Genomic DNA, 19396 nt, shown 5'->3' with positions numbered 1-19396 from the left:
GGAACCAGATTCCCAGTCCAACTTCCGGGGAGCAGTTCAATTCCCTCAGGGTTCCCCTCACGTACCTGCGGCAGATCAGGCTCCGGAGCTCAGCTCAGTGAGAATCGAGGCCACCTCCGGATACGACTCCTCGACCTTCCCCTCCTTGCCCAGCCGATACCGCTCCAACCGCACCGCACCGAGATGCCGGGCTTCGTAGTACAACGCCCGCCGCCGCGCCGACGGGGATGCGTCCGGCTGGCCGTAGGTGTCCCAGAACCAGTCCCGCCTCGAGCCGGTTTTCGCTGACGCCATGCGGATCGTCCAGTCCGCCGCCGGGTCGCCCCACCAGCTGCGGTCGTGGTCGAACACCCCGACGATCTCCAGTTCCGGCGTCAGCATCACGTTCACGTGCCACAGATCCCCGTGCAGCAGGCGCGGTTCGGCGATCTCGTCGAGCAGCGCGGCGTCGCGCTTCGCCCAAGCGGCTACCTCGCGCAGGTCCGATCCGTCGAGGCCGAGGTCTTCGACGTCCGCGGCGTTGTCCTCGAAGTACGCGATCAGCGCTTCGCTCCAGGTCGCGAAATGCGGCCCGGCCACGAGGCCGAAACCGGGGCCGCGCACGTCGTGGATGGCGCGGGTGATTTCGCCGAGCTGGCGGAAGTACGGCGCCCGTTCCTCCGGCTCGAAGCCCCGGAGGACTTCCGGGCCGGGCTCTCCGGGGAGAACGGCCTGCAGCACGTAATCGCGGCCGATGACCTGGTGCGTGAAATCGGCCGCGAGCGTGCGCGGCATCAGCGGCGAGATCGGCGCGAAGTACGGCGCGGCAAGGTATTCGTTGCGCATGAACTGGGGCTCGATCCGCGTCTGCCGCGCCGGTTCCGGGGCGACGCGCAGGATCGCCGGGCCGTCGGCCAGCTCCACCCGGTAGGTGTTGTTGTAGCCGCCCCATCCGATTTCGACGGCGGACCGCACGCTGGTGCCGAGCGCGCGGCGGCACAGCAGTTCGATCTGGTCGGCGGAGAGGGGTTGCTGGAACGCGTCCGAGGGCCGGTCTTGAGGCTGGAAGTCCACCGGGGCATCCTGCCACTCCGCTCAGGACAGCACTAATCCTTTACGGCTCAGCGATTCCTCGATCCGCAGCCGTTCGAGATCCCGGTCGGCACCCTCGCGCAAGCCGTCGAGCCGGTGTTCGACGCCGATCTCGCGGCAGGCGGTGACGAGCAGTTCGTCGTACGCCTGCCGGGTGCCGATCCGGCGTGCGGCGGGCGTTCCGGCGGGAAGCTGCGCGAGGGTCCGGCGTACTCGGCGCAAGTCCGCGGCCACCTGCTCCACCGGCGGTGCGGACGGCACGGGAACGGCACGTCGCCGACGCAGCCAGCGGCAGAGCGCGGGAACGCGGAGGGCAGCCCAGAACAACGCCGAGGGGGCCACGCTGACCACGGCGAACAGCAGAACCGGACCGGCCGCCATGCTCCCGAGTTTAGCCGCGGCGGCGGTTGCGCGCCCGGTTCGCGAACAGCACCGCCACGCCCGCGCCGAGCAGGACGATGCTGGCGATCACGTGCAGCTGCGGCGGCAGCACGTGCAACTGCAGGAACCAGCTCGGGTGCTCGGATCCGGCGATCCGGTTGATCAGCCCGCCCGCGCCCTGCACCACCAGGAGAACGCCGATCAGCTCGATCATCGCGACACCTCCTTTTTCGGCGCGGAGGAACCGAAAATCTCCTGCCACAGCGGTCCGAACACGAACCACAGACCGGTGACCGTGCCCAGCCGCGGCAGCCAGCCCCACAGCGGCTCGACGTGGCCCGATTTGCCGACCACCACGATCGCGAGCAGCAACAGCCCGGCGCTGATCGCGCAGGCCAGCACGCATTTGCCCCATTCGCGCCATTCCTTGCGAGCCTTCGCGCGGCCGTACAGCTTCTCCGGCCGCGGACCGCCGGCGAAGCGGTGCGCGAACCGGACGTCGGCCCACTCCACCATCGACGGGCCGAACACCACCGAGAAGCCCAGATACACCGCGGCCAGCCCGTGCGTCACGTTCGGCGTCGCGCCGTTCATCAGGTCGATCACCGTGATCACCAGCAGCACCAGGTCCACCACGGGCACCAGCGCGAGCAGCACGGTGCTGGCCTTCTGCTTGCGCAGCGCGTACCGGGTCAGCAGCCCGGCCGCGATGAAGACCCAGAACCCGATCTCGCACGCCACGATGGCCGCGGTCAACGGGCTGTTCAGAAACTCGTCCATGGCTTCACTGTCGCGGGCTCGGGCGTCCGCGCGCGTCAGCGGACGGCACGATCGGGGGGTCATCATTTCGTAGGACGACCGGGCCGCCGCGGTGTGCTGTCATGGTCGGGTGCGCCTGCGAGACCTGCGCTCGGCCCTCCCCCGGCCGCGCGAACTGCCGCCGTGGCAGCAGAACGGCCTCGTCGCGCTCGCGGTGTTCGCCGGCGGCACGATGCTGTACCTCACCGGCGGCCACCAGCTGCTGCCGAACGGCGACCCGTTCCCGCTCTGGGGCCGGTTCGCCGAACTCGGCGCGATGTGCCTCGCCGCGTTCCTGCGCCGGACGGTGCCGTGGGGGCTGCTGGCCGCCACCGGGATCGTCGGCGTCGACGTCGCGCTGGGCCTGTCGCTGCCGATCGTCATCGCGTACACGGATTTCCTGTACTCCGCGATGCTGCACGGTTCCCGGTGGACGACCCGGGTGCTGGTCGGCGTGACCGCCACCGTCACGCTCACCGTGCTGTTCGTGTTCCTGGCCGTGGCGGGCTGGCGGGCGGCGGCGCTGGGCGCGTTCAGCATGCTGTCGTTCCTGCTGGTCCCAGTGTGGTGGGGCGCGAATGTGCGCCAGCAGAGCGATATCGCGGCGTCCGAACGCGCCAACGCCGAACAGCTCGCGACAATCGCCGCGCTGGACCGGCGGGCAGCGGTGGCAGCCGAACGCGCGCGGATGGCCCGCGACCTGCACGACGTCGTTGCCGGGCATCTGTCGGCTATCGCCATCCAGTCGGAGGCAGCACTGTCCATGGCGGACGATCCGAAGACCGCGCAGACCGTGCTCGTCGCGGTGCGGGAGAACAGCGTGCGCGCGCTGGAGGAAATGCGCGCGATGATCGGCCTGCTGCGTTCGGAATCCGCCGAGGACGAGGTGACCGCTCCGGCCCGGCTGGCCGAACTGGCCAGGCTGGTGGAATCGGCACGCGCGGCCGGTATGACGGTCACCGTGGATTCCACTGTGGACGAAGAACTGCCGACCGCGGTCGACCTCACCGCGTACCGGATCGCGCAGGAGTCGCTGACGAACGCGGTCAAACACGCCCCGGGCGGCCGGGTGACCGTGCGGCTTCGCGTGGCCGACAACACGCTGACCGTCGAAATCGGCAACGAACTGCTCGGCGCGCCGACCCAGCCCGACAGCGGCGGGCACGGTTTGCTGAGCATGCGCGAGCGCGCGCACGCCGTCGGCGGCACCCTGCGAGCAGGACCGTCGGGGCCGCGCTGGCTTGTCCACGCCGAACTTCCCCTTGCCGGAGAGCCGTCATGACCGTCCGAGTCCTCGTCGCCGACGACCACGGAGCCATCCGCGCCGGGCTCGCGCTCATCCTCGGCAACGCCGAGGGCATCGAGGTGGTCGGCGAGGCCGCTGATGGAGAGGTAGCCCTGCGCCAGGCCCGCGCGCTGCGGCCGGACGTCGTCCTGATGGACGTCCGGATGCCCGGCACCGACGGGATCACCGCCACCCGCCAGCTGATCGCCGAGGGGCTCGCCGAAGTCCTCGTCCTCACCACCTTCGACCTCGACGAGTACGTGCACGCCGCACTGCGCGCCGGGGCCGCCGGGTTCCTGCTGAAATCGGTCGAGGCGCCGCGGCTGATCGAGGCAGTCCGGCTGGTCGCGGCGGGCGAGGGCGTGCTCGCCCCGCAGGTCACGAAACGGCTGATCACCGCGTTCGCCAGCACCCCGGCCGGGCCTTCGCCCGCCCCGACCGGTCTCGCCGACCTCACCGAACGCGAGCGCGAGGTGCTCGGCTGCCTCGGCGCAGGGCTCTCGAACGCCGAGATCGGCACCCGGCTGTACATCGGCGAGGCGACGGTGAAAACGCACGTTTCCCGGGTGCTGGCCAAGCTCGGCCTGCGATCCCGGGTGCAGGCGGCGATCCTGGCCCAGGACCACGGCATCGAGCCGCCCGGATAGCGGACCCGCGCCTCCGGCGAAGCCACCGCGAAAACCCACGATTCCCGGGCGCTCGCCAAGCTCAGCCCGCGCTCGCGCGTCCAGGCGACGATGCTCGCCCAGGACCACGGCCTCACTCCACCCGGATAGCCGATCTGCGCGTCGGGCCGTCACCTTCTAACGTTCCCCCATGGGTGAGCGGAGAACTCTCGACGTCGACGAAGTCCTCAAGCGACAGGAATCCGGCGAGCTGAAGCGGCGGCTCAGGGGACGCGACCTGATCGGGTTCGGCGTCGGCATCATCATCGGCACCGGGATCTTCACCCTCGCCGGGGTCGAGGCGAAAACGCACGCCGGGCCGTCGGTGACGCTCTCGTTCGTGATCGGCGCGGTGGTCGCCGGCCTCGCCGCGCTCTGCTACGCCGAGCTGGCCTCCAGCGTGCCGACCGCGGGCAGCGCCTACACCTACGCCTTCGCCACCCTCGGCGAGGTCTTCGCCTGGATCATCGGCTGGGACCTGCTGCTGGAGTTCGCGCTCGGCGCGGCCGTGGTGTCGCGCAGCTGGTCCGGCTATCTCGCGAACCTGCTCGGACTGTCGCCGGACTGGTTCGGCGAGAGCGCGACGGTCAACGTCGGCGCGGTGCTGATCATCGCGGTGCTGACGGTCGTGGCCGTGGTCGGCATCAAGGAGTCCTCGTGGCTCACGAACCTGCTGGTGCTCGTCAAGGTCGCGGTCTGCGTGCTCATCCTCGCCGTCGGCGTGTTCTTCGTGAAGGGTGCGAACCTCACCCCGTTCGTCCCGCCCGCGCAGCCGCCGTCGAGCAGTGCGAACGCGTTGCACCAGCCGGTGGTCCAGGCCGTCCTCGGGCTCGAGCAGTCGGTGTACGGCATCGCCGGCATGGTCACCGCCGCGGCGGTCGTGTTCTTCGCCTACACCGGGTTCGAGGCGCTCGCCAACCTCGGCGAGGAGACCATCAACCCGCGCAAGGACCTCCGGGTCGGCATCCTCGGCGCGCTGGCCGTGTGCGCGGTGCTCTACATCGGGGTCTCGATCGTGCTGACCGGCATGGTCCACTACACCGACATCGACTCCGGCGCGCCGCTCGCGGACGCGTTCGACCGGGTCGGCCAGCACTGGGTCGGCGCGCTGATCTCGCTGGGCGCGGTCACCGGGCTGACGTCGGTGATGATGGTCGAACTGGTCACGATCGGCCGCATCGGCTTCGCGATGGGCCGCGACGGCCTGCTGCCAAAGGCGATCGGCACGGCGCACCCGCGCTGGGGCACGCCGCACCGGATGACCATCGGCGGGGCCGCGCTGATCGCCGTGCTGGCGGCGTTCGTGCCGATTTCGGCGCTGGCCGACATGGTCAGCATCGGGGCGTTGTCGGCGATGATCATCGTCGCGGTCGCGGTGCCGGTGCTGCGCAAGCGCCGCCCGGACCTGAAGCGCCCGTTCACCGTGCCATTCTCGCCGGTGGTGCCGATCATCGCCGCGGTGGCGTGCTTCTACCTGATGCTGAACCTCGACGTGATGACCTGGATCCGGTTCGCCGCGTGGCTCGTGATCGGCCTGCTGATCTACTTCTTCTACGGCCGCAAGCACTCCCGCTTCGCCAAGTAGGTTCAGGCCACTGCCAGGTGCACGCGGTGGTGCCGCGGGTTCTCGACTTCGTCGAGCAGCGCCACGGCGAAGTCGGCGTACGAGATCTTGGCGGAGAAGTCGAACTGCTCGCCGATTTCGTAGCGGCCGGTGCGCTCGCCGTCGTGGTCGAAGTCGCCGACCGGGCTGACGTACACCCAGTCCAGCCCGGCGCCTTCGGCGCGCAACACCTCGAGCCCCGCCGCGTGTGCCAGGCAGAAGGGCCGGAACTCCGCCGGACCCGAGTCCAGCGCCCGGGTTCCGTCAGCGGTGGGCAGCAGCACGGACAGCCCGACCGCGACCAGCCGGGCCTGCGCTAATCCCACAACGAGCGCGTGTGCGGCGTTGGTGAAGAACGCGTGCGGGTCAGTGCCCTCGCCGTAAACAGCCGCCGCGTTGATGACCGCGTCGTGCCCGGCGGCGAGGGCAGCGACATCGGCCGCGCTGGTGACATCGCCAGCGGCGACGTCAGCCAAGTCGCGGTAGCGCGCGGGATCGCGGACCACCGCGGTGACTTCGTGTCCACGTCGCCGTGCCTCCGCGACCGCCTGCCGTCCGGCCCGGCCGCCCGCCCCGAAAACAACGATCTTGCTCATCGTGGGAATACCTCCTGGGGTGTCGATGCTCTGGAAGGTAGCCAGGGGGCCGGTTCCCTCCGGGATACTTCGAGAGGAGACCGCGATGACCGTTCGGCAGCCCTTGCCTCCCGACCTGTTCGAGGAGCTGTGCCCGTCCGCGCTGGTGCCGTTCCGGTTCGGGGACAAGTGGTCCGCACTGGTCATCCGCTGCCTGGAGGACGGGCCGCGCCGGTTCTCCGAACTGCGGGTGCCGCTGCATCGCGTCACGCCGAAGGTGCTGACCCAGACTTTGCGCGGCCTCGAACGCTCCGGCCTCGTCTCCCGCACGGCGCACGCCGACCCGGCGTCAGGCGTCGAATACGCGCTGACGCCGCTGGGCCGCAGCCTGCTGGAGCCGATGAAGACGGTGTACGGCTGGGTCGCCGAGCACTGGGAAGAACTGCTGGACGCGCAGGAACGCTACACCGTGCCGGTGCGCAATCCGGCGTAGGAAACCGCCTGCGCCAACGACTCCTCGTGCCGGGAGTCCGCCACCAGCAGCACCGATTCGAGCCCCGCCGCGATCCATTCCACCGGCTGGTCGTGCACGCCGTCGTCGCCCAGTTCGCGGTAAGTGTCCACAACGGACAGCAGCGTTCCCTCCGCGCCGAGCCGGACTCCGGCGATCAGCACGTGGTGCGGCGCGGGCGGCCGCCACCGGTTCGTCCACAGTGGAGGGATGCCGGTGTCGAGGTAGTCCAGCAGCGCTCGTTCCGGCGTGTCCGGCGATCCCAGTTCCGCCGGGTCGACCCGCGCCAGCACCGCCACTCGCGGCAATTCCCACAGGCCCAGCAGCAAATCCGAGACCGTCGACGCGCTCCACTCCCCCAGCGCCGGAACCACCGCCAGCTTCTCTTCCGACAGCGTCCGGATGGCTGCGGCCAAGCCGTCCAGCGAGGTGCCCGCAGCTGTCTCGTCGAACGGCACCGGAAGGCGGAAGTCGTTGCGGGACAACGCACCTGCCGGACGGCTGGGCGATGCGCGTACGGTCCCGGCAGCGATCGCGACCTCGTCCTGGTCCGGCACCGCGATGTCCGCCGCGCGCAGCGTCACGAGCCCGGTGAAGGCCGCCGCCAAACCGTCCTTCTGCGGCAGTTCCGCCCGGGCCTCGGCGACCAGGCGCGCACCGCCGGGAAGCCAGTGGACGTCGGAAAGCCCCGTGTTCAGTACCGCCACAGATGCGCCGCCACGATCTCCTCAGGCGCCCGCTCGGCGGCCCACGCCGCGTCCGAGGCGCGCACCGCGCGGAACGCGCCGAGCAGCTCGTCCCCCAGCGCCCCGGACACGCGCGGATTCGCCAGCAGCGCAGTGTCCTGTTCGGACGGACTCGCCGGCAGCGGCAGCACGCCCGCGGTGTTCCGTTCCCCTTCGCTCCAGCCGCCCGGGTCCTCCGCGATCGGGTCCGGCAGGACCGCCGAATCCTCGATCCCGGCCATCCCGGCAGCGAGCACTACCGCCAGCGCGAGATACGGATTGGCCGACGCGTCCGACGTCTTCAGCTCGACATTCGCGTGCTCCGTCCCGAGCAGCGCCGTGCCCGGGACGTAGCGCAGCGGCGCTTCGCGGTTTTCGACGCCCCAGAACGCATACGCACCAGCGAAAAACCCTGGCCGCAACCGCATCGTCGACGGCACGCTCGGCGCGGTGATCGCCGTCAGCGCGGGCAAATCCCGCAGCAGCCCGCCGAGGTACGCCGCGCCTTCGCCTTCCGGCACCCCGTCGCCAGCCAGGAGGTTGCGCCCCTTGCGACGGACCGAAGTGTGCAAGTGCCAGCCGTTTCCCGCGGCTCCGAGGCCGATCATCGGCGCGAAAGTCGCCACCAGCCCGTGTGCGTGCGCGGCCGCGTGGATGGTCTGGCGCGCCAAAAGCTGATCGTCCGCCGCGGAGACCGGATCCGTGGCAGCGAGCGACAATTCCAGTTGCGCCACACCGTATTCCGCGTGCAGCTGGCCGATCTGCAGGCCGTTCGCGGAGAAATCGTGCAGCAGCGCGGCGATGAAGTCGTCCAGGCCGATCAGCGCGTGCGGACTGTAGGCCGGACCGCGATGTCCCGGCGCGGATACGACGTCCTCGCTGCCCGCTGGCGCGACGGAGAACTCCAGCTCGTACCCGGCCCGGAATTCGAGACCACGTTGTGCTGCCTCGGCGACCTGCCACTCCAGCACGGAACGTTGGCAGTACGGCCACGGCGAACCGTCCGCGGCGATCTGCCGCACCGGCACCCAGGCCAGCGCAGGCTGCCCGGCGAGCCGGCGGAGGCGTTCCACGACCGGTACCAGCCGGATGTCGCCCGACGGCGTGCTGAGGCCGGAATGGGCGTACGTGATGGCGTCGTGGCTGTCGAAGACCGCGAACAGCGAGGTCGCGCCCACGCCGCGGACCGCCGCGTCGGCCAGCCCGCCGACCGGGACCACCCGCGAGCGCGGGATGCCGTTGTTGTCCGCCCAGGCCAGGTGGACGCCACCGACCCCCGCCGCGGCCAGGTCTTTCGCCGCCGCCGACGCCGCCTTGGTCATGGCAACCTCCTCGGGATCAGTATCGCGGGCCCGCGCCGTCCGGGCCATCCGCGAATGTTCACCCGGGCGGCTCAGTGACCGGCCCGGCATCGTCACGGCTGCGCAACGCCACACCCGCGACGACGGCGAGCGTCCCGATCGCTTCGACGACGCTCGGCACCTGCGCGAGCACCACGAACCCGACGACCCCCGCCGTCACCGGCAGCAATGCCAGCAGCACCGCGAACCGCGCCTGCCCGAGGCGGCGCAGGACCACTTGGTCGAGCGCGTACGGCACAACGGTGGACAACACGCCGACGCCGATCCCGAGCAGCAGCATGCGTGGCGAACCCCACACTTCGCCGGTGCCCAGCGCGAGCGGCGACAGCACGACGGTCGCCACCACGAACCCGACCGCGAGCGAATCCAGCCCGTCCCCGCCGATCGCGACCCGCTTGCCCAGCACGATGTACCCCGCCCAAGCAGCCGCCGCGGCCAGCGCGAACACGACGCCGAGCGGACTGCCCGCGATCCGCACGTCCGCGATCGCGACCACCCCGAGCGCCACCAGGACCAGCGCGATCAAATCGCGCCGGGTCCGTGACCCAATCGCCGCCACGACCACCGGACCGGCGAACTCCAGCGCGACGACCGTGCCCAGCGGCAACCGCGCGATGGCCTCGTAGAAGACCACGTTCATCCCCGCCGTGACGACGCCGAAAGCGCCCGCGAGCAGCAGCCGCTTGCCCCGCCAGGCTGCTTTCGGCGGCCGCCGCCACAGCAGCAGCACGACGGCTGCCCCGAGACAGCGCAGCCACGCAACCCCGGAGGGCGTGGCGTGCCCGAAGAGGTCGACCGCGATGGCCGCACCGGCATACATGGAAATTCCGCTGAGAACGAACAAGACCGGTGCCGGAATCGCGTTCACGCGTTTCCAGGAGAGTGCAATGCCCACTCCCGCATGGTGCCTGACCACGGAAAACGCCAAGCGGCGGGTGGTCTGGTCCTACGGGTTGGGACGCCGCTGCGGCAACCGGGCTAATTCGGCGTGACGCACCTCCCACCGGCGCGGGAACACTTGCGGGCCGCCAAACGTCTGCAAGAGTGGAAGCACGAACACCGCGGAGCCGGAAGCGATCCCCGCCGAAGGCATCGACACCGAAGTGGGCGTAGCTGGATCGAGGCACCGGGCGACCGGTGCCGGGACGGAGGGAGACCCCCATGACAACGCCGACGCTCACCCGCCCCGAATTGACCGCAGCCGACCGATGCGACCGGTGCGGAGCAGCAGCTCAGGTACGCGCTGTCCTCAGCTCCGGAGGCGAGCTGCTCTTCTGCGGGCACCACGCCCGAGAGCACGAGGCCAAGCTCAAGGAACTGGCCGCGGAGATCCAGAAGTAAGTTCGCTCACCCGACAACAGCTACCCGGAGGCGGCAGGCGCAGCGCGCTTGCCGCCTCCGGCGTTTTTCGGGCCGGGTTACACGCTCGTTTTTGCTGCCTCGGCAGCCGCACCAGGCGATTGAGGCCCGGACCGGCTCCGCTCGGCTGCCTGAGCGAGTCCTGGGCCTCCGCACTGGCCGCTCATGCCCGCCACGGCGGCGAGCGCTGACCTCCGCGCGTGGGCCCACGCCGGACCCCACCTCGCCGCGTTCCTGCCCCCTGTCAACCGGGCAAACGCACACTCCGCCCCCGAAACACTTCCCCCAAGTCAATGAGGGGAACCCTCATTGACTCTGATTCCCTCAGGGTGGCCCTCACGACCAGCCACCGGCGGCGAGGGGCCCCTTCACGGACCTAGATTCCAATGCCAGGGACTCAAGAGGCGTAGCAGGTGCGTTTCGAGGCGTGTTTGCCCAGGTCGGCGGTGCGGCCGAGGCGGGATATGGGGTGAGCGGTCCGTGAAGGGCTCATTGAGGGAATTGGATTCCCTCAATGAGCCCTTCACGGACAACCCTCGCCGCAGCCCCGCCAGCGATGCGCCCCAATGCGGCATTGGGTGCATCCCACGCACCGAACGCCACATTGGGTGCATCCGACGCACCCAATGCGGCATTGGGGCGCTAGCCACCACCACCCACGAACCGCAGCCGGTGCACCCAAAACATCGAGGCACCCAGCCCTCCCCCGCACCCCGATACGAAGCTCCCCTGCGGTTCGGGGGTGCTTGTCAAGGCATCTTTCCCGCCTTGACAAGCACCCCCGAACCGTCAGCACAATCAAACTTCGGGGTGCCCCACGCAACCAAGAGGCCGATGTCGCCGCCAGGCGACGAGCCGAAGAGGACGTCAAACCGTATCCAGAACCACCTCAAAAGCCACCTCAGCAGCCCCCAGCAGCTTCACATCCGCCCCCAAAGCCGAACTCACGATCCGAGTCCCCCCAACAGCCCGAGACACCAAACTCCGCCCCCGAACCTCCTCGGCAACCGCCCGCATCACCGACTCCGGCAGCACAGTCAGCAAATCCCCCAGCACCACCAGCTCCGGCCCCAGCAGGTTGACCACGTTGACCAACCCCAACGTCAGCCATTCCGCATACTCAGCCAACCGGGAAGAAGCCGCGACAGCATCCAGCCCCAGCTCCCGCAGCTCAACGAGAATCACCCCGCGCGGCGTGTCCTCCGGCAACCCCAGAGCCCGGCACAGCGCCGCCTCGCCGATCTCGGTCTCCCAGCATCCGCGGCTGCCGCAATAGCAAGCCCGCCCGCCAGGCCGGATCGCCATGTGCCCGATCTCGCCGACATACCCAGCGCCGCCGCGCAGCGAAGACCCCTGCGAAATCACCCCGCCGCCAACGCCGACGTCCGCGGACACGTACACCGAGTCCGAAGACCCCCGAGCCGCCCCGCGCAAATGCTCGGCAACCGCGCCCAGTTCGGCGTCATTGGCCACCAGCACCGGAATCCGCAGCACCGCCGACAGCCGGTCCCCGAGCGCCACATCGGTCCACCGCAGGTTGGGCGCTTCGTGCACCAGCCCGTCGGCCCGTCGCACCACCCCGGGCACCGACACGCCGACCGCGATCGGTTCCACGCCGAGGTCGCTCGCCAGGACCCGGGTCGACTCGATCACGTGCGTGATCACCTCGTCTGCGGTCCGCGTCCGGGTGTGCAGGTTCCAGCTGTTGCGCCCGAGGATCTGCCCGCCGAGCCCGACCAGCGCGATCGCCACGTGCTCGACCTGCAAATCGACCGCGAGCACCACCGCGGCGTGCGGCTGCGGCAGGACCAGGAGCGAGGGGCGGCCCGCCCCTCGCCCTGGCCTCGGCACTTTTTCCTCGACCACGCCTGCCTCGGCGAGACCGTCGACGAGGGTCTTGATGGTGCTCCGGTTGAGCCCCAGTTCGGTGGCCAGGGCAGCCCGCGTACTGGGCCCGCCGACGTGCAGCAGGCGCAACAGAGTCGTGCGGTTGTGCCGACGCACCTCGTCCGGGCGGGCGACGGGCGGGCTGCTCACCGGATCATCTTCCCATCTGCCCTCAGCGTGCTGACGCCTCAGCCCGCCGTCGCGACAACGCGTCCACCGAAGCGGCCAGCAGCAGCACCAGACCGGTGATGATGTTGACCACCGCGGCCTTCTGCTGAAGCAGGCCGAGACCGTTGTTCACGATCGCCAGCACCGCGCCGCCGATCACCGCGTCCATGATCCGGCCCTTGCCGCCGAACAGCGAGGTGCCGCCGATGACCGCCGCGCCGACCGCGAACAGCAGGGTGTTCAGACCGCCGGACTGGCCGCTGACCGAACCGACCTTCGACGAGTACACGATCGCGCCGATCGCCGCGAACGACGAGCTGATCACGAACACGCTGGTGCGCAGCTTCGGCACGTTGATGCCGGCGCGGCGCGCGGCTTCCTTGTTGCCGCCCACCGCGTACAGGTGCCGGCCGTACTTGGTGCGGTTGAGCACGTAGGTGCCCGCCACCAGCAGGACCAGGACGATCGGCACCACGTACGGCACGCCCGCGATCACGACGAGGTCGTTCGACGCGCGGTTGATGGTGAGCAGATAGGTCGCGACCGCGGCGACGACCGCGATGGCGCCGACCTTCGCCAGCACGATCGGCGTCGGCTGGACCACCAGCCCGCGCTTCAGCCGCGAGAAGTGCTGTCCGAGCGCGAGAACCGCGTATCCGCCTGCCGCGACGACGAAAAGCACCCAGCTGCCGACGATCGAGAGGTTGCCGTTGGCGACCGCGTTGAGCGTGTCGCTCGTGCTGATCGGCAGCGTGCCGCCTTCGCCGACGAACTGCAGGATCACGCCCTGCCAGACGATGAACAGCGCCAGCGTGACGACGAAGGACGGCATGCCGATCTTCGACACCAGGAAACCCGTGATGCAGCCGATCGCGGTGCCGGTGCAGACCGCGATGAGCATTTCGACCCACGCGTTGACCGGCGCGCCGACCATGATCACCACGATGCCGATCAGCGAAACCGCCGCCCCGGCCCAGATCTTCTGCAGCAGCGCCAGCACCACCGCGAGCACGAGCACCGCGATGAACGTGATGAAGACGCCGGTTCCCATGGAGCCCAGCAGGTTTCCATTGTGGACATAGTGCAGCGCCATCAGCGACGCGCAGACGCCGGACGCGGTGCCCGCGGACAGGTCGATCTCGCCCAGCAGCAGCACGAACACGATGCCCATCGCGATGATGGTCTGGCCCGCGCCCTGCTCGAGCAGGTTGGCGATGTTCTGCAGGGTGAAGAAGTCGCCGGACAGCGCGCTGAACAGGACGGCGAGCACGATCACGCCGAGCACGGCGGGAATCGAGCCGAGCTGCCCGTCCTTCATCCGCGCGAAGTAGTCCTTGATCGCCTCGCCGGTGGACAGCGAGGTCGTGTCGATGCCGAAGTCGGCGATCGCCCCGGAGGGCGCGTCCGGCGTCTGCGGCTTCTCGGAAGTTTCGGTCATGGCGGGTTCTTTCTCGCTCACAGCGCGACAGCTTCGGGACGGGCCAGGCCGAGATCGCCCGATCGGCCCGCGGTGATGAGTTCGACGACCTGGCTGTGCGTCACGCCGCCGGTCTGCACCTCCGCGACCAGCCGGCCGAGGTACAGCACCGCGATCCGGTCCGCGACCTCGAACACGTCGGCCATGTTGTGGCTGATCAGCACCACGCCGAGGCCCTGTTCGGCCAGCCGGCGCACCAGATCGAGCACCTGCTTGGTCTGCGCGACGCCGAGCGCCGCGGTCGGTTCGTCGAGGATGACGACTTTGCTGTTCCACAGCACGGATTTCGCGATCGCGACCGTCTGGCGCTGACCGCCCGACAGCGAGGAAACCGGGGTGCGGACGGATTTCACCGTGCGCACGCCGAGCGACGCCAGCGTCTCGCGCGCGGCCTTCTCCATGCTGGCCTCGTCGAGCAGCCAGCTGCTGCCGCGCTCGCGGCCGAGGAACATGTTCTGCACGATGTCGAGGTTGTCGGCGAGGGCGAGGTCCTGGTAGACGACCTCGATGCCGAGTTCGGCGGCGTCCTTGGGGCCGCGGATGTGCGCGTCCGCGCCGTTGAACCGCACGGCTCCGGTGTCGTACGGGTGGATGCCCGCGATGCATTTGACCAAAGTGGACTTGCCGGCCCCGTTGTCGCCGACGAGCGCGGTCACTTCGCCCGCCCGCACGGCGAAGTCCACGTCGTGCAGGACGTGGACCGGGCCGAAGCTCTTGTTCAGGCCGGTGATGTCGAGAATGGGCTCGCTCATGGGATTCGCTTGTCTCTCGCGTGGATACCGGGCCGGGACGCGCGTCGGGGGAACGCGTCCCGGCCCGGCTGCTCTGGCGGGGAGTTACTGCTGCGTCAGGAGATGCCGTTTTCGGTGCACTTGGCGGCGAGGTCGCCGGTGCAGATGTCGGACGCCTTGACGTAGCCCTGCTGGACGACGGTCTTGATGTCCTTGATCGTGATCAGCTGCGGCTGCAGCAGCACCGACTTCAGGTCGCGGTTGTTCTTCGGGTCGTGCAGCTTGCCGGTGGCGATCGCGTCGGCGGCGGCCTTGTCGCCCTTGGCCAGCGCGGCGGCCAGCTTCGCGGTGTTCTCGGCCTCTTCCTTGATCGGCTTGAAGATCGTCAGCGTCTGGTCGCCGCGCAGGATCGCCTGCAGCCCGGCCGCGGTCGCGTCCTGGCCAGTGACCGGGACCTTCCCGTTGAGGCCGTTCTTCTTCAGCACGGTGATCACCGCGCCCGCCAGCTCGTCGTTCGCCGCGACGACGCCGTCGACCTTGCCGCCGACGCGGGTGAAGATCTGCTCGAACGTCGTGCCGCCGACCTGGGCGTCCCAGTTGTCGATGGGCTGCTTCTGCACGAGGTTCAGCGCCTTGGACTCGTACAGCGGCTTGAGGACCTTGTCGTGGCCGTTGGCGAACAGGGTCGCGTTGTTGTCCGTCGGCGCGCCCTCGATCTGGACGACGTTGGCTCCCGGCTTGCTCTTCAGCGCGTCCGCGAGGCCCTGCGCCTGGATTTCGCCGACCTTCTCGTTGTCGAACGAGACGTAGTAGTCGGCCGAACCGCCGAGGCTCGGGCGGTCGTAGTCGATGACCGGGATGCCGGCGTTCTTGGCCTTGGCCTCGATCGCCGCGCCGACCGCGGGGTCGGACGGGGCGATGACCAGCACCTTGACGCCCGAGCTGATGAAGCCGTCGGCCAGAGTGGAGAACTTCTGGTTGTCGCCCTGGGCGTTCTGGATGTCGGCGCTGAAGCCCTGCGCGGAGAGCGCGGCCTGCAGCATCGGCTTGTCGAAGGCTTCCCAGCGGGCCGAAGTGGCGGTCTCCGGCAGGATCACGCCGACCTTGCCGTTGGCGCCGCCGCCTGCCGGGGCGGAGGCGGAGCTCTTGCTGTCCCCCGAGTTGCCGGAGCCCGCGCTGTTGGCGCCGCACGCCGAAAGCGCCAGGCCGGCGCTCACCGTCGCGGCGAGGAGGGTAAGGGTTCTGGTGCGCATCCTCGTTCCTTCTCCGATCATGCTCGCGGGGTGATCGGGAGGGGTCCCCGTGCACCGTCGCAGATATGTTGTGGCCGACAACATATGCCGCGGAGCGGCTCTGCGGAAGATGGCGGGATCGAGTAACCGACACCAAATGGACACGGTTCGGCAACGCAGCCCTCATCAGGGGCTTGCGCTGACTGAGTGATCCCTGCCACGCACCGAGCGTAACGAGAACTTGTCCGGTCTTGTCCGGTCCGCAGGGCAGGGGTGCCCGTTCAGGCGCCCGGATCGAACCGGACGAACCGTTCTACCTGGGGAAGGGGCGCACGGACCCGCCGTGCGCCCCGCTGTTTCGCCCGGAGAACTACCAGGAGCGCAGCGTGACGATGCGCTCTTCGAGCTGCTCCACCGTCGCCATCGCGGTGGGCGGGCCGCCGCACTGGCGGCGCAGTTCGTTGTGGATCGCGCCGTGCGGCTTCTTCGTGCGGTGGTGGTACACGCCGACCAGCGCGTTGAGCTCCTTGCGCAGCGCGCCGAGCCGTTCGCTCACCGACTGCGACCGGACCGGCGGCGCGGCCGGTTGCTCGTCCTTCGGCTTGCGCCGCTTCTCGTCGGAGATCTGCTCTTCCTGCCGCTTGCGCAGCAGCGCGCGGACCTGGTCCGGCTCCAGCAGCCCGGGGAGGCCGAGGTACTCCTGCTCCTCGTCGGAACCGGAGAAGACCGCGGTGCCGAACGAGTTGCCGTCGTAGATGACCTGGTCGAGCTCGGCGGAGGCGTGCAGCGAGGTGAACGCCTTCTCCTCCTCGCCCGGTTCGTCCTCGGTGCGGTTGGCCTGGGCGAGCAGTTCGTCGTCCCAGCCTTCCTTCTCCCGGTGCGGTTTGCCGAGCACGTGGTCGCGCTGCGCTTCCAGCTCGCTGGCCAGTTCCAGCAGCACCGGCACGCTCGGCAGGAAGATGCTCGCCGTCTCGCCCTTTTTCCGGGCCCGCACGTAGCGGCCGATGGCCTGCGCGAAGAACAGCGGGGTGGACGCGCTGGTCGCGTACACGCCGACGGCGAGCCGCGGGACGTCGACGCCTTCGGACACCATCCGGACCGCGACGATCCAGCGTTCCTTGGTCTCGGAGAACTCCTTGATCCGCCCGGACGCCTTCGGGTCGTCGGACAGGACCAGCGTCGGCGTTTCGCCGCAGATCCGCTCCAGGATCTTGGCGTAGGCGCGCGCGGTTTCCTGGTCGGTGGCGATCACCAGGCCGCCCGCGTCCGGGATTCCTTGCCGCACCTGGCTGAGCCGCGTGTCGGCGGCCTGCAGCACCGCCGGGATCCACTCGCCCGCCGGATCGAGCGCCGTGCGCCAAGCGCGCGCGTTCTGCTCCGCGGTGAGCGGCTCGCCCAGCCGCGCGGTGAACTCCTCGCCCGCGCTGGTGCGCCACGACGCCTCGCCGGAGTAGGCGAGGAAGACGACCGGCCGGACCACGCCGTCGGCGAGGGCGTCGGAGTAGCCGTAGGAGTGGTCGGCCTTGCTGCGCTGGAACCCGCCGCCGTCCGGTTCGTAGGTGACGAACGGGATCGGCGAGTCGTCGCTGCGGAACGGTGTCCCGGTGAGCGCGAGCCTGCGCACCGCGGGCGTGAACGCCTCGCTGGTCGCGTCGCCCCAGGACTTCGCGTCGCCCGCGTGGTGGATCTCGTCGAGGATCACCAGGGTCTTGCGGTTCTCCGTGCGCACCCGGTGCAGCGTGGGATGCGCGGCGACCTGCGCGTAGGTGACCGCGACGCCGCGGTAGTCCGACGACGTGACGCCGGTGGTGTTGCGGAAGTTCGAGTCGATCGGGATGCCCGCCGCCGCGGCCGAGGCCGCCCACTGGTGCTTCAGGTGCTCGGTCGGGGTGACGATCGTGACCGCCTCGACCGTGCGGTCCGACAGCAGTTCGGCGGCGATCCGGAGGCCGAAGACGGTCTTGCCCGCGCCCGGCGTCGCGACCGCGAGGAAGTCCTTCGGCTTGCTCGACAGGTACTTCGTGAGCGCTCGGCGCTGCCAGGCGCGCAGCGGGCGCGCGGTGGAGTCCGTCGCTGCGGGCGGCGCCCCGAGGACCGGCTGGGTCGTCTCGGACAAAACTCGGTTCACCCCCTCCTCGGGCCGCTCCGCGCGGCCGTGACGTGCGAAAACCCCCACTGTGGCACCGGCTTCGCCGCCGGGCGCCGCGATGAGGGCACGTCGGCCAGCTTACCTTCCGAGTCCCCGGGCGCCCGCCACCGCCACGGGTGGTGTCCTCCGACACGCCCCCTCTCGGCGGGGGTGACGAGCCAAAACCGCGCGCATGGACCATGCTGGGACACACCATGGGCGAGGTGACACCGGACGCCGGCGAGGCAGAGCCGGACGGCAAGGCAGTGCCGAAGAAGAGCGTGCCGGAGAAGACCGTGCGCAGGGGGCCGTGGCGGCTGCTCACCCGCACGCTCGCGAAAGCGTGGGACGGCAACATCTTCTCCGAGGCCGCCGAGGCGGCGTTCTGGCAGACGCTGTCGCTCCCGCCGCTGCTGCTCGGGCTGCTGGGCAGCGTCGGGTTCATCGGCGAGTGGTTCGGCCAGAACGTGGTCACCGCGGTGCACGACCGGATCATCACCTTCAGCCACACCATCTTCAGCGCCAACGCCGTGCAGGAGATCATCGAACCGACGGTGAACAGCATCCTCACCGTCGGCAAGGGCGAGATCGTGTCCGTGGGCTTCGTCATCTCGCTGTGGGCGGGTTCGTCGGCGATGTCGTCGTTCGTCGACGCGATCACCGTCGCGCACGACCAGTACGGCGTCCGCAACGAGGTGTGGCAGCGGATTTTCGCGCTGCTGCTGTACCTGTGCGCGCTGATCGGGCTCGTGATCGGGCTTCCGCTGCTGGCGATCGGGCCGGACCTGCTGCCGGAGTTCTTCCCGGTCGACTGGCGGCCGACGGTCTCGTCCTGGGTCGGCACGCTCTACTACCCGGTGCTGGGCGTGATGATCGCGCTCGCGCTGACGACGCTGTACAAGCTCGCGCTGCCGCGCCGGCTGCCCTGGCACCGCGGGCTGCCGGGCGCGATGCTGGCCGGCGTGGTGTTCCTGGTGTCGAGCATCGGGCTGCGGATCTACCTGAACTGGATCACCAAGACCGGCTACACCTACGGCGCGCTGGCCGCGCCGATCGCGTTCCTGCTGCTGATGTTCTTCATCGGGCTCGCGGTGGTCGGCGGCGCGTACTTCAACAGCGCGATCCAGGAGCTGTGGCCCGCGAAGGCGACCCGGCGGCAGCGGCGCAAGTGGCGGCGGCTGGAGATGGAACGCGCGAACGAACGGATGCGGGCCGAGGAGGGCCGTCGCCTGTGGGACCGCACGACGATGCCGTTGCGCCGGCCGAAACGGCACCCCGAAGACGACCCCGCCGAGTCCGAGACCGGCCACGACGAGCCGAACGGCGCCGAGGTGCAGCGCCCCGAATCGGAGACCGTGCAGCTCGCGCGGCCTGAGCGTGCCCCGGACCAGCGCGGCTCCGAACCTTCTTCCGGCTCGGAACCGCGCTCGCAGGGCTGA

19 protein-coding genes are annotated in these 19396 nt (G+C 69.8%); 6 read left to right on the top strand and 13 right to left on the bottom strand.

The features are described 5' to 3' along the window. Positions 1 to 75 precede the first annotated feature (75 nt). The 4 genes from EIZ45_RS37145 to EIZ45_RS37130 are packed head-to-tail and all read right to left on the bottom strand — an operon-like array spanning position 76 to position 2232. Positions 76 to 1053: a phosphotransferase family protein gene (locus tag EIZ45_RS37145; RefSeq protein WP_134668161.1), complete on the bottom strand. Its 978-nt coding sequence runs from the start codon at positions 1051 to 1053 to the stop codon at positions 76 to 78. Between the two features lie 21 nt (positions 1054 to 1074). After that, entirely contained in the window at positions 1075 to 1452 is a 378-nt protein-coding gene (locus EIZ45_RS37140) for a hypothetical protein (RefSeq protein WP_134668162.1), read from the bottom strand. A gap of 10 nt (positions 1453 to 1462) precedes the next feature. Continuing rightward, positions 1463 to 1666 carry a hypothetical protein gene (locus EIZ45_RS37135; RefSeq protein WP_037819169.1) on the bottom strand — a complete coding sequence of 68 codons (204 nt, stop codon included), beginning with the start codon at positions 1664 to 1666 and terminating at the stop codon, positions 1463 to 1465. After that, positions 1663 to 2232, bottom strand: coding sequence for a hypothetical protein (locus EIZ45_RS37130; RefSeq protein WP_037819170.1), 570 nt, complete (start codon positions 2230 to 2232; stop codon positions 1663 to 1665). The genes EIZ45_RS37135 and EIZ45_RS37130 overlap by 4 nt, the downstream gene beginning before the upstream one ends. A 124-nt stretch (positions 2233 to 2356) precedes the next feature. Here EIZ45_RS37130 and EIZ45_RS37125 point away from each other — a divergent pair, with 124 nt between their 5' ends. The 3 genes from EIZ45_RS37125 to EIZ45_RS37110 all read left to right on the top strand — a co-directional run bounded on the left by EIZ45_RS37125 (position 2357) and on the right by EIZ45_RS37110 (position 5785). Then, entirely contained in the window at positions 2357 to 3532 is a 1176-nt protein-coding gene (locus EIZ45_RS37125; RefSeq protein WP_134668227.1) for a histidine kinase, read from the top strand. Beyond that, positions 3529 to 4182, top strand: a complete 654-nt coding sequence (locus EIZ45_RS37120; RefSeq protein WP_037819172.1) for a response regulator transcription factor — start codon at positions 3529 to 3531, stop codon at positions 4180 to 4182. The genes EIZ45_RS37125 and EIZ45_RS37120 overlap by 4 nt, the downstream gene beginning before the upstream one ends. Positions 4183 to 4351: 169 nt before the next feature. Beyond that, on the top strand, positions 4352 to 5785 hold the full coding sequence (locus tag EIZ45_RS37110) for an APC family permease (protein ID WP_037819174.1): 1434 nt from the start codon (positions 4352 to 4354) through the stop codon (positions 5783 to 5785). A gap of 2 nt (positions 5786 to 5787) precedes the next feature. Here EIZ45_RS37110 and EIZ45_RS37105 read toward each other — a convergent pair whose 3' ends face one another. Next, on the bottom strand, positions 5788 to 6585 hold the full coding sequence (locus EIZ45_RS37105) for an NAD(P)-dependent oxidoreductase (protein ID WP_255443712.1): 798 nt from the start codon (positions 6583 to 6585) through the stop codon (positions 5788 to 5790). Between EIZ45_RS37105 and EIZ45_RS37100 the strand changes: the two genes are divergently transcribed. After that, positions 6485 to 6871 carry a helix-turn-helix domain-containing protein gene (locus tag EIZ45_RS37100; RefSeq protein ID WP_134668164.1) on the top strand — a complete coding sequence of 129 codons (387 nt, stop codon included), beginning with the start codon at positions 6485 to 6487 and terminating at the stop codon, positions 6869 to 6871. The two genes, EIZ45_RS37105 and EIZ45_RS37100, sit on opposite strands and share 101 nt — an antisense overlap. Here EIZ45_RS37100 and EIZ45_RS37095 read toward each other — a convergent pair. Genes EIZ45_RS37095 through EIZ45_RS37085 form a run of 3 tightly spaced genes read right to left on the bottom strand, consistent with a single transcriptional unit; the run spans position 6841 to position 9795 of the window. Next, on the bottom strand, positions 6841 to 7596 hold the full coding sequence (locus EIZ45_RS37095; protein WP_134668165.1) for a hypothetical protein: 756 nt from the start codon (positions 7594 to 7596) through the stop codon (positions 6841 to 6843). The genes EIZ45_RS37100 and EIZ45_RS37095 overlap by 31 nt on opposite strands. Further along, positions 7584 to 8936 (bottom strand): glutamine synthetase family protein, encoded by a 1353-nt coding sequence (locus tag EIZ45_RS37090; RefSeq protein ID WP_167756670.1) that lies wholly within the window; start codon positions 8934 to 8936, stop codon positions 7584 to 7586. The genes EIZ45_RS37095 and EIZ45_RS37090 overlap by 13 nt, the downstream gene beginning before the upstream one ends. Before the next feature lie 58 nt (positions 8937 to 8994). Then, a complete protein-coding gene (locus EIZ45_RS37085; RefSeq protein ID WP_043838437.1) occupies positions 8995 to 9795 on the bottom strand; it encodes a DMT family transporter in 801 nt (266 codons plus the stop codon). 341 nt (positions 9796 to 10136) lie between these two features. On the opposite strand from EIZ45_RS37085, the gene EIZ45_RS37080 reads away from it, so the two are divergent. Next, entirely contained in the window at positions 10137 to 10316 is a 180-nt protein-coding gene (locus EIZ45_RS37080) for a hypothetical protein (protein ID WP_037358805.1), read from the top strand. Positions 10317 to 11201: 885 nt separating this feature from the next. On the opposite strand, the gene EIZ45_RS37075 is transcribed toward EIZ45_RS37080, so the two are convergent. The 5 genes from EIZ45_RS37075 to EIZ45_RS37055 all read right to left on the bottom strand — a co-directional run bounded on the left by EIZ45_RS37075 (position 11202) and on the right by EIZ45_RS37055 (position 17945). Further along, on the bottom strand, positions 11202 to 12371 hold the full coding sequence (locus tag EIZ45_RS37075) for an ROK family transcriptional regulator (RefSeq protein WP_043829305.1): 1170 nt from the start codon (positions 12369 to 12371) through the stop codon (positions 11202 to 11204). Positions 12372 to 12393: 22 nt separating this feature from the next. Next, positions 12394 to 13827, bottom strand: coding sequence for a sugar ABC transporter permease (locus EIZ45_RS37070; protein WP_134668167.1), 1434 nt, complete (start codon positions 13825 to 13827; stop codon positions 12394 to 12396). A 17-nt stretch (positions 13828 to 13844) separates the two neighbouring features. Continuing rightward, positions 13845 to 14618 (bottom strand): ATP-binding cassette domain-containing protein, encoded by a 774-nt coding sequence (locus EIZ45_RS37065; RefSeq protein ID WP_134668168.1) that lies wholly within the window; start codon positions 14616 to 14618, stop codon positions 13845 to 13847. Positions 14619 to 14713: 95 nt separating this feature from the next. Next, on the bottom strand, positions 14714 to 15850 hold the full coding sequence (locus tag EIZ45_RS37060; protein ID WP_037819186.1) for a sugar ABC transporter substrate-binding protein: 1137 nt from the start codon (positions 15848 to 15850) through the stop codon (positions 14714 to 14716). Positions 15851 to 16199: 349 nt separating this feature from the next. Next, entirely contained in the window at positions 16200 to 17945 is a 1746-nt protein-coding gene (locus tag EIZ45_RS37055) for a DEAD/DEAH box helicase (protein ID WP_037819238.1), read from the bottom strand. Positions 17946 to 18172: 227 nt separating this feature from the next. On the opposite strand from EIZ45_RS37055, the gene EIZ45_RS37050 reads away from it, so the two are divergent. After that, complete coding sequence (locus EIZ45_RS37050; RefSeq protein WP_240690886.1) at positions 18173 to 19396, top strand: YihY/virulence factor BrkB family protein; 1224 nt, start codon at positions 18173 to 18175, stop codon at positions 19394 to 19396.

The organism is Amycolatopsis sp. CFH S0740 (genome assembly GCF_004522315.1).
GTDB lineage: Bacteria > Actinomycetota > Actinomycetes > Mycobacteriales > Pseudonocardiaceae > Amycolatopsis > Amycolatopsis nivea.
The sequence above is the reverse complement of the archived record's forward strand: the minus strand, read 5'-3'. Positions and strand labels throughout refer to the sequence as shown.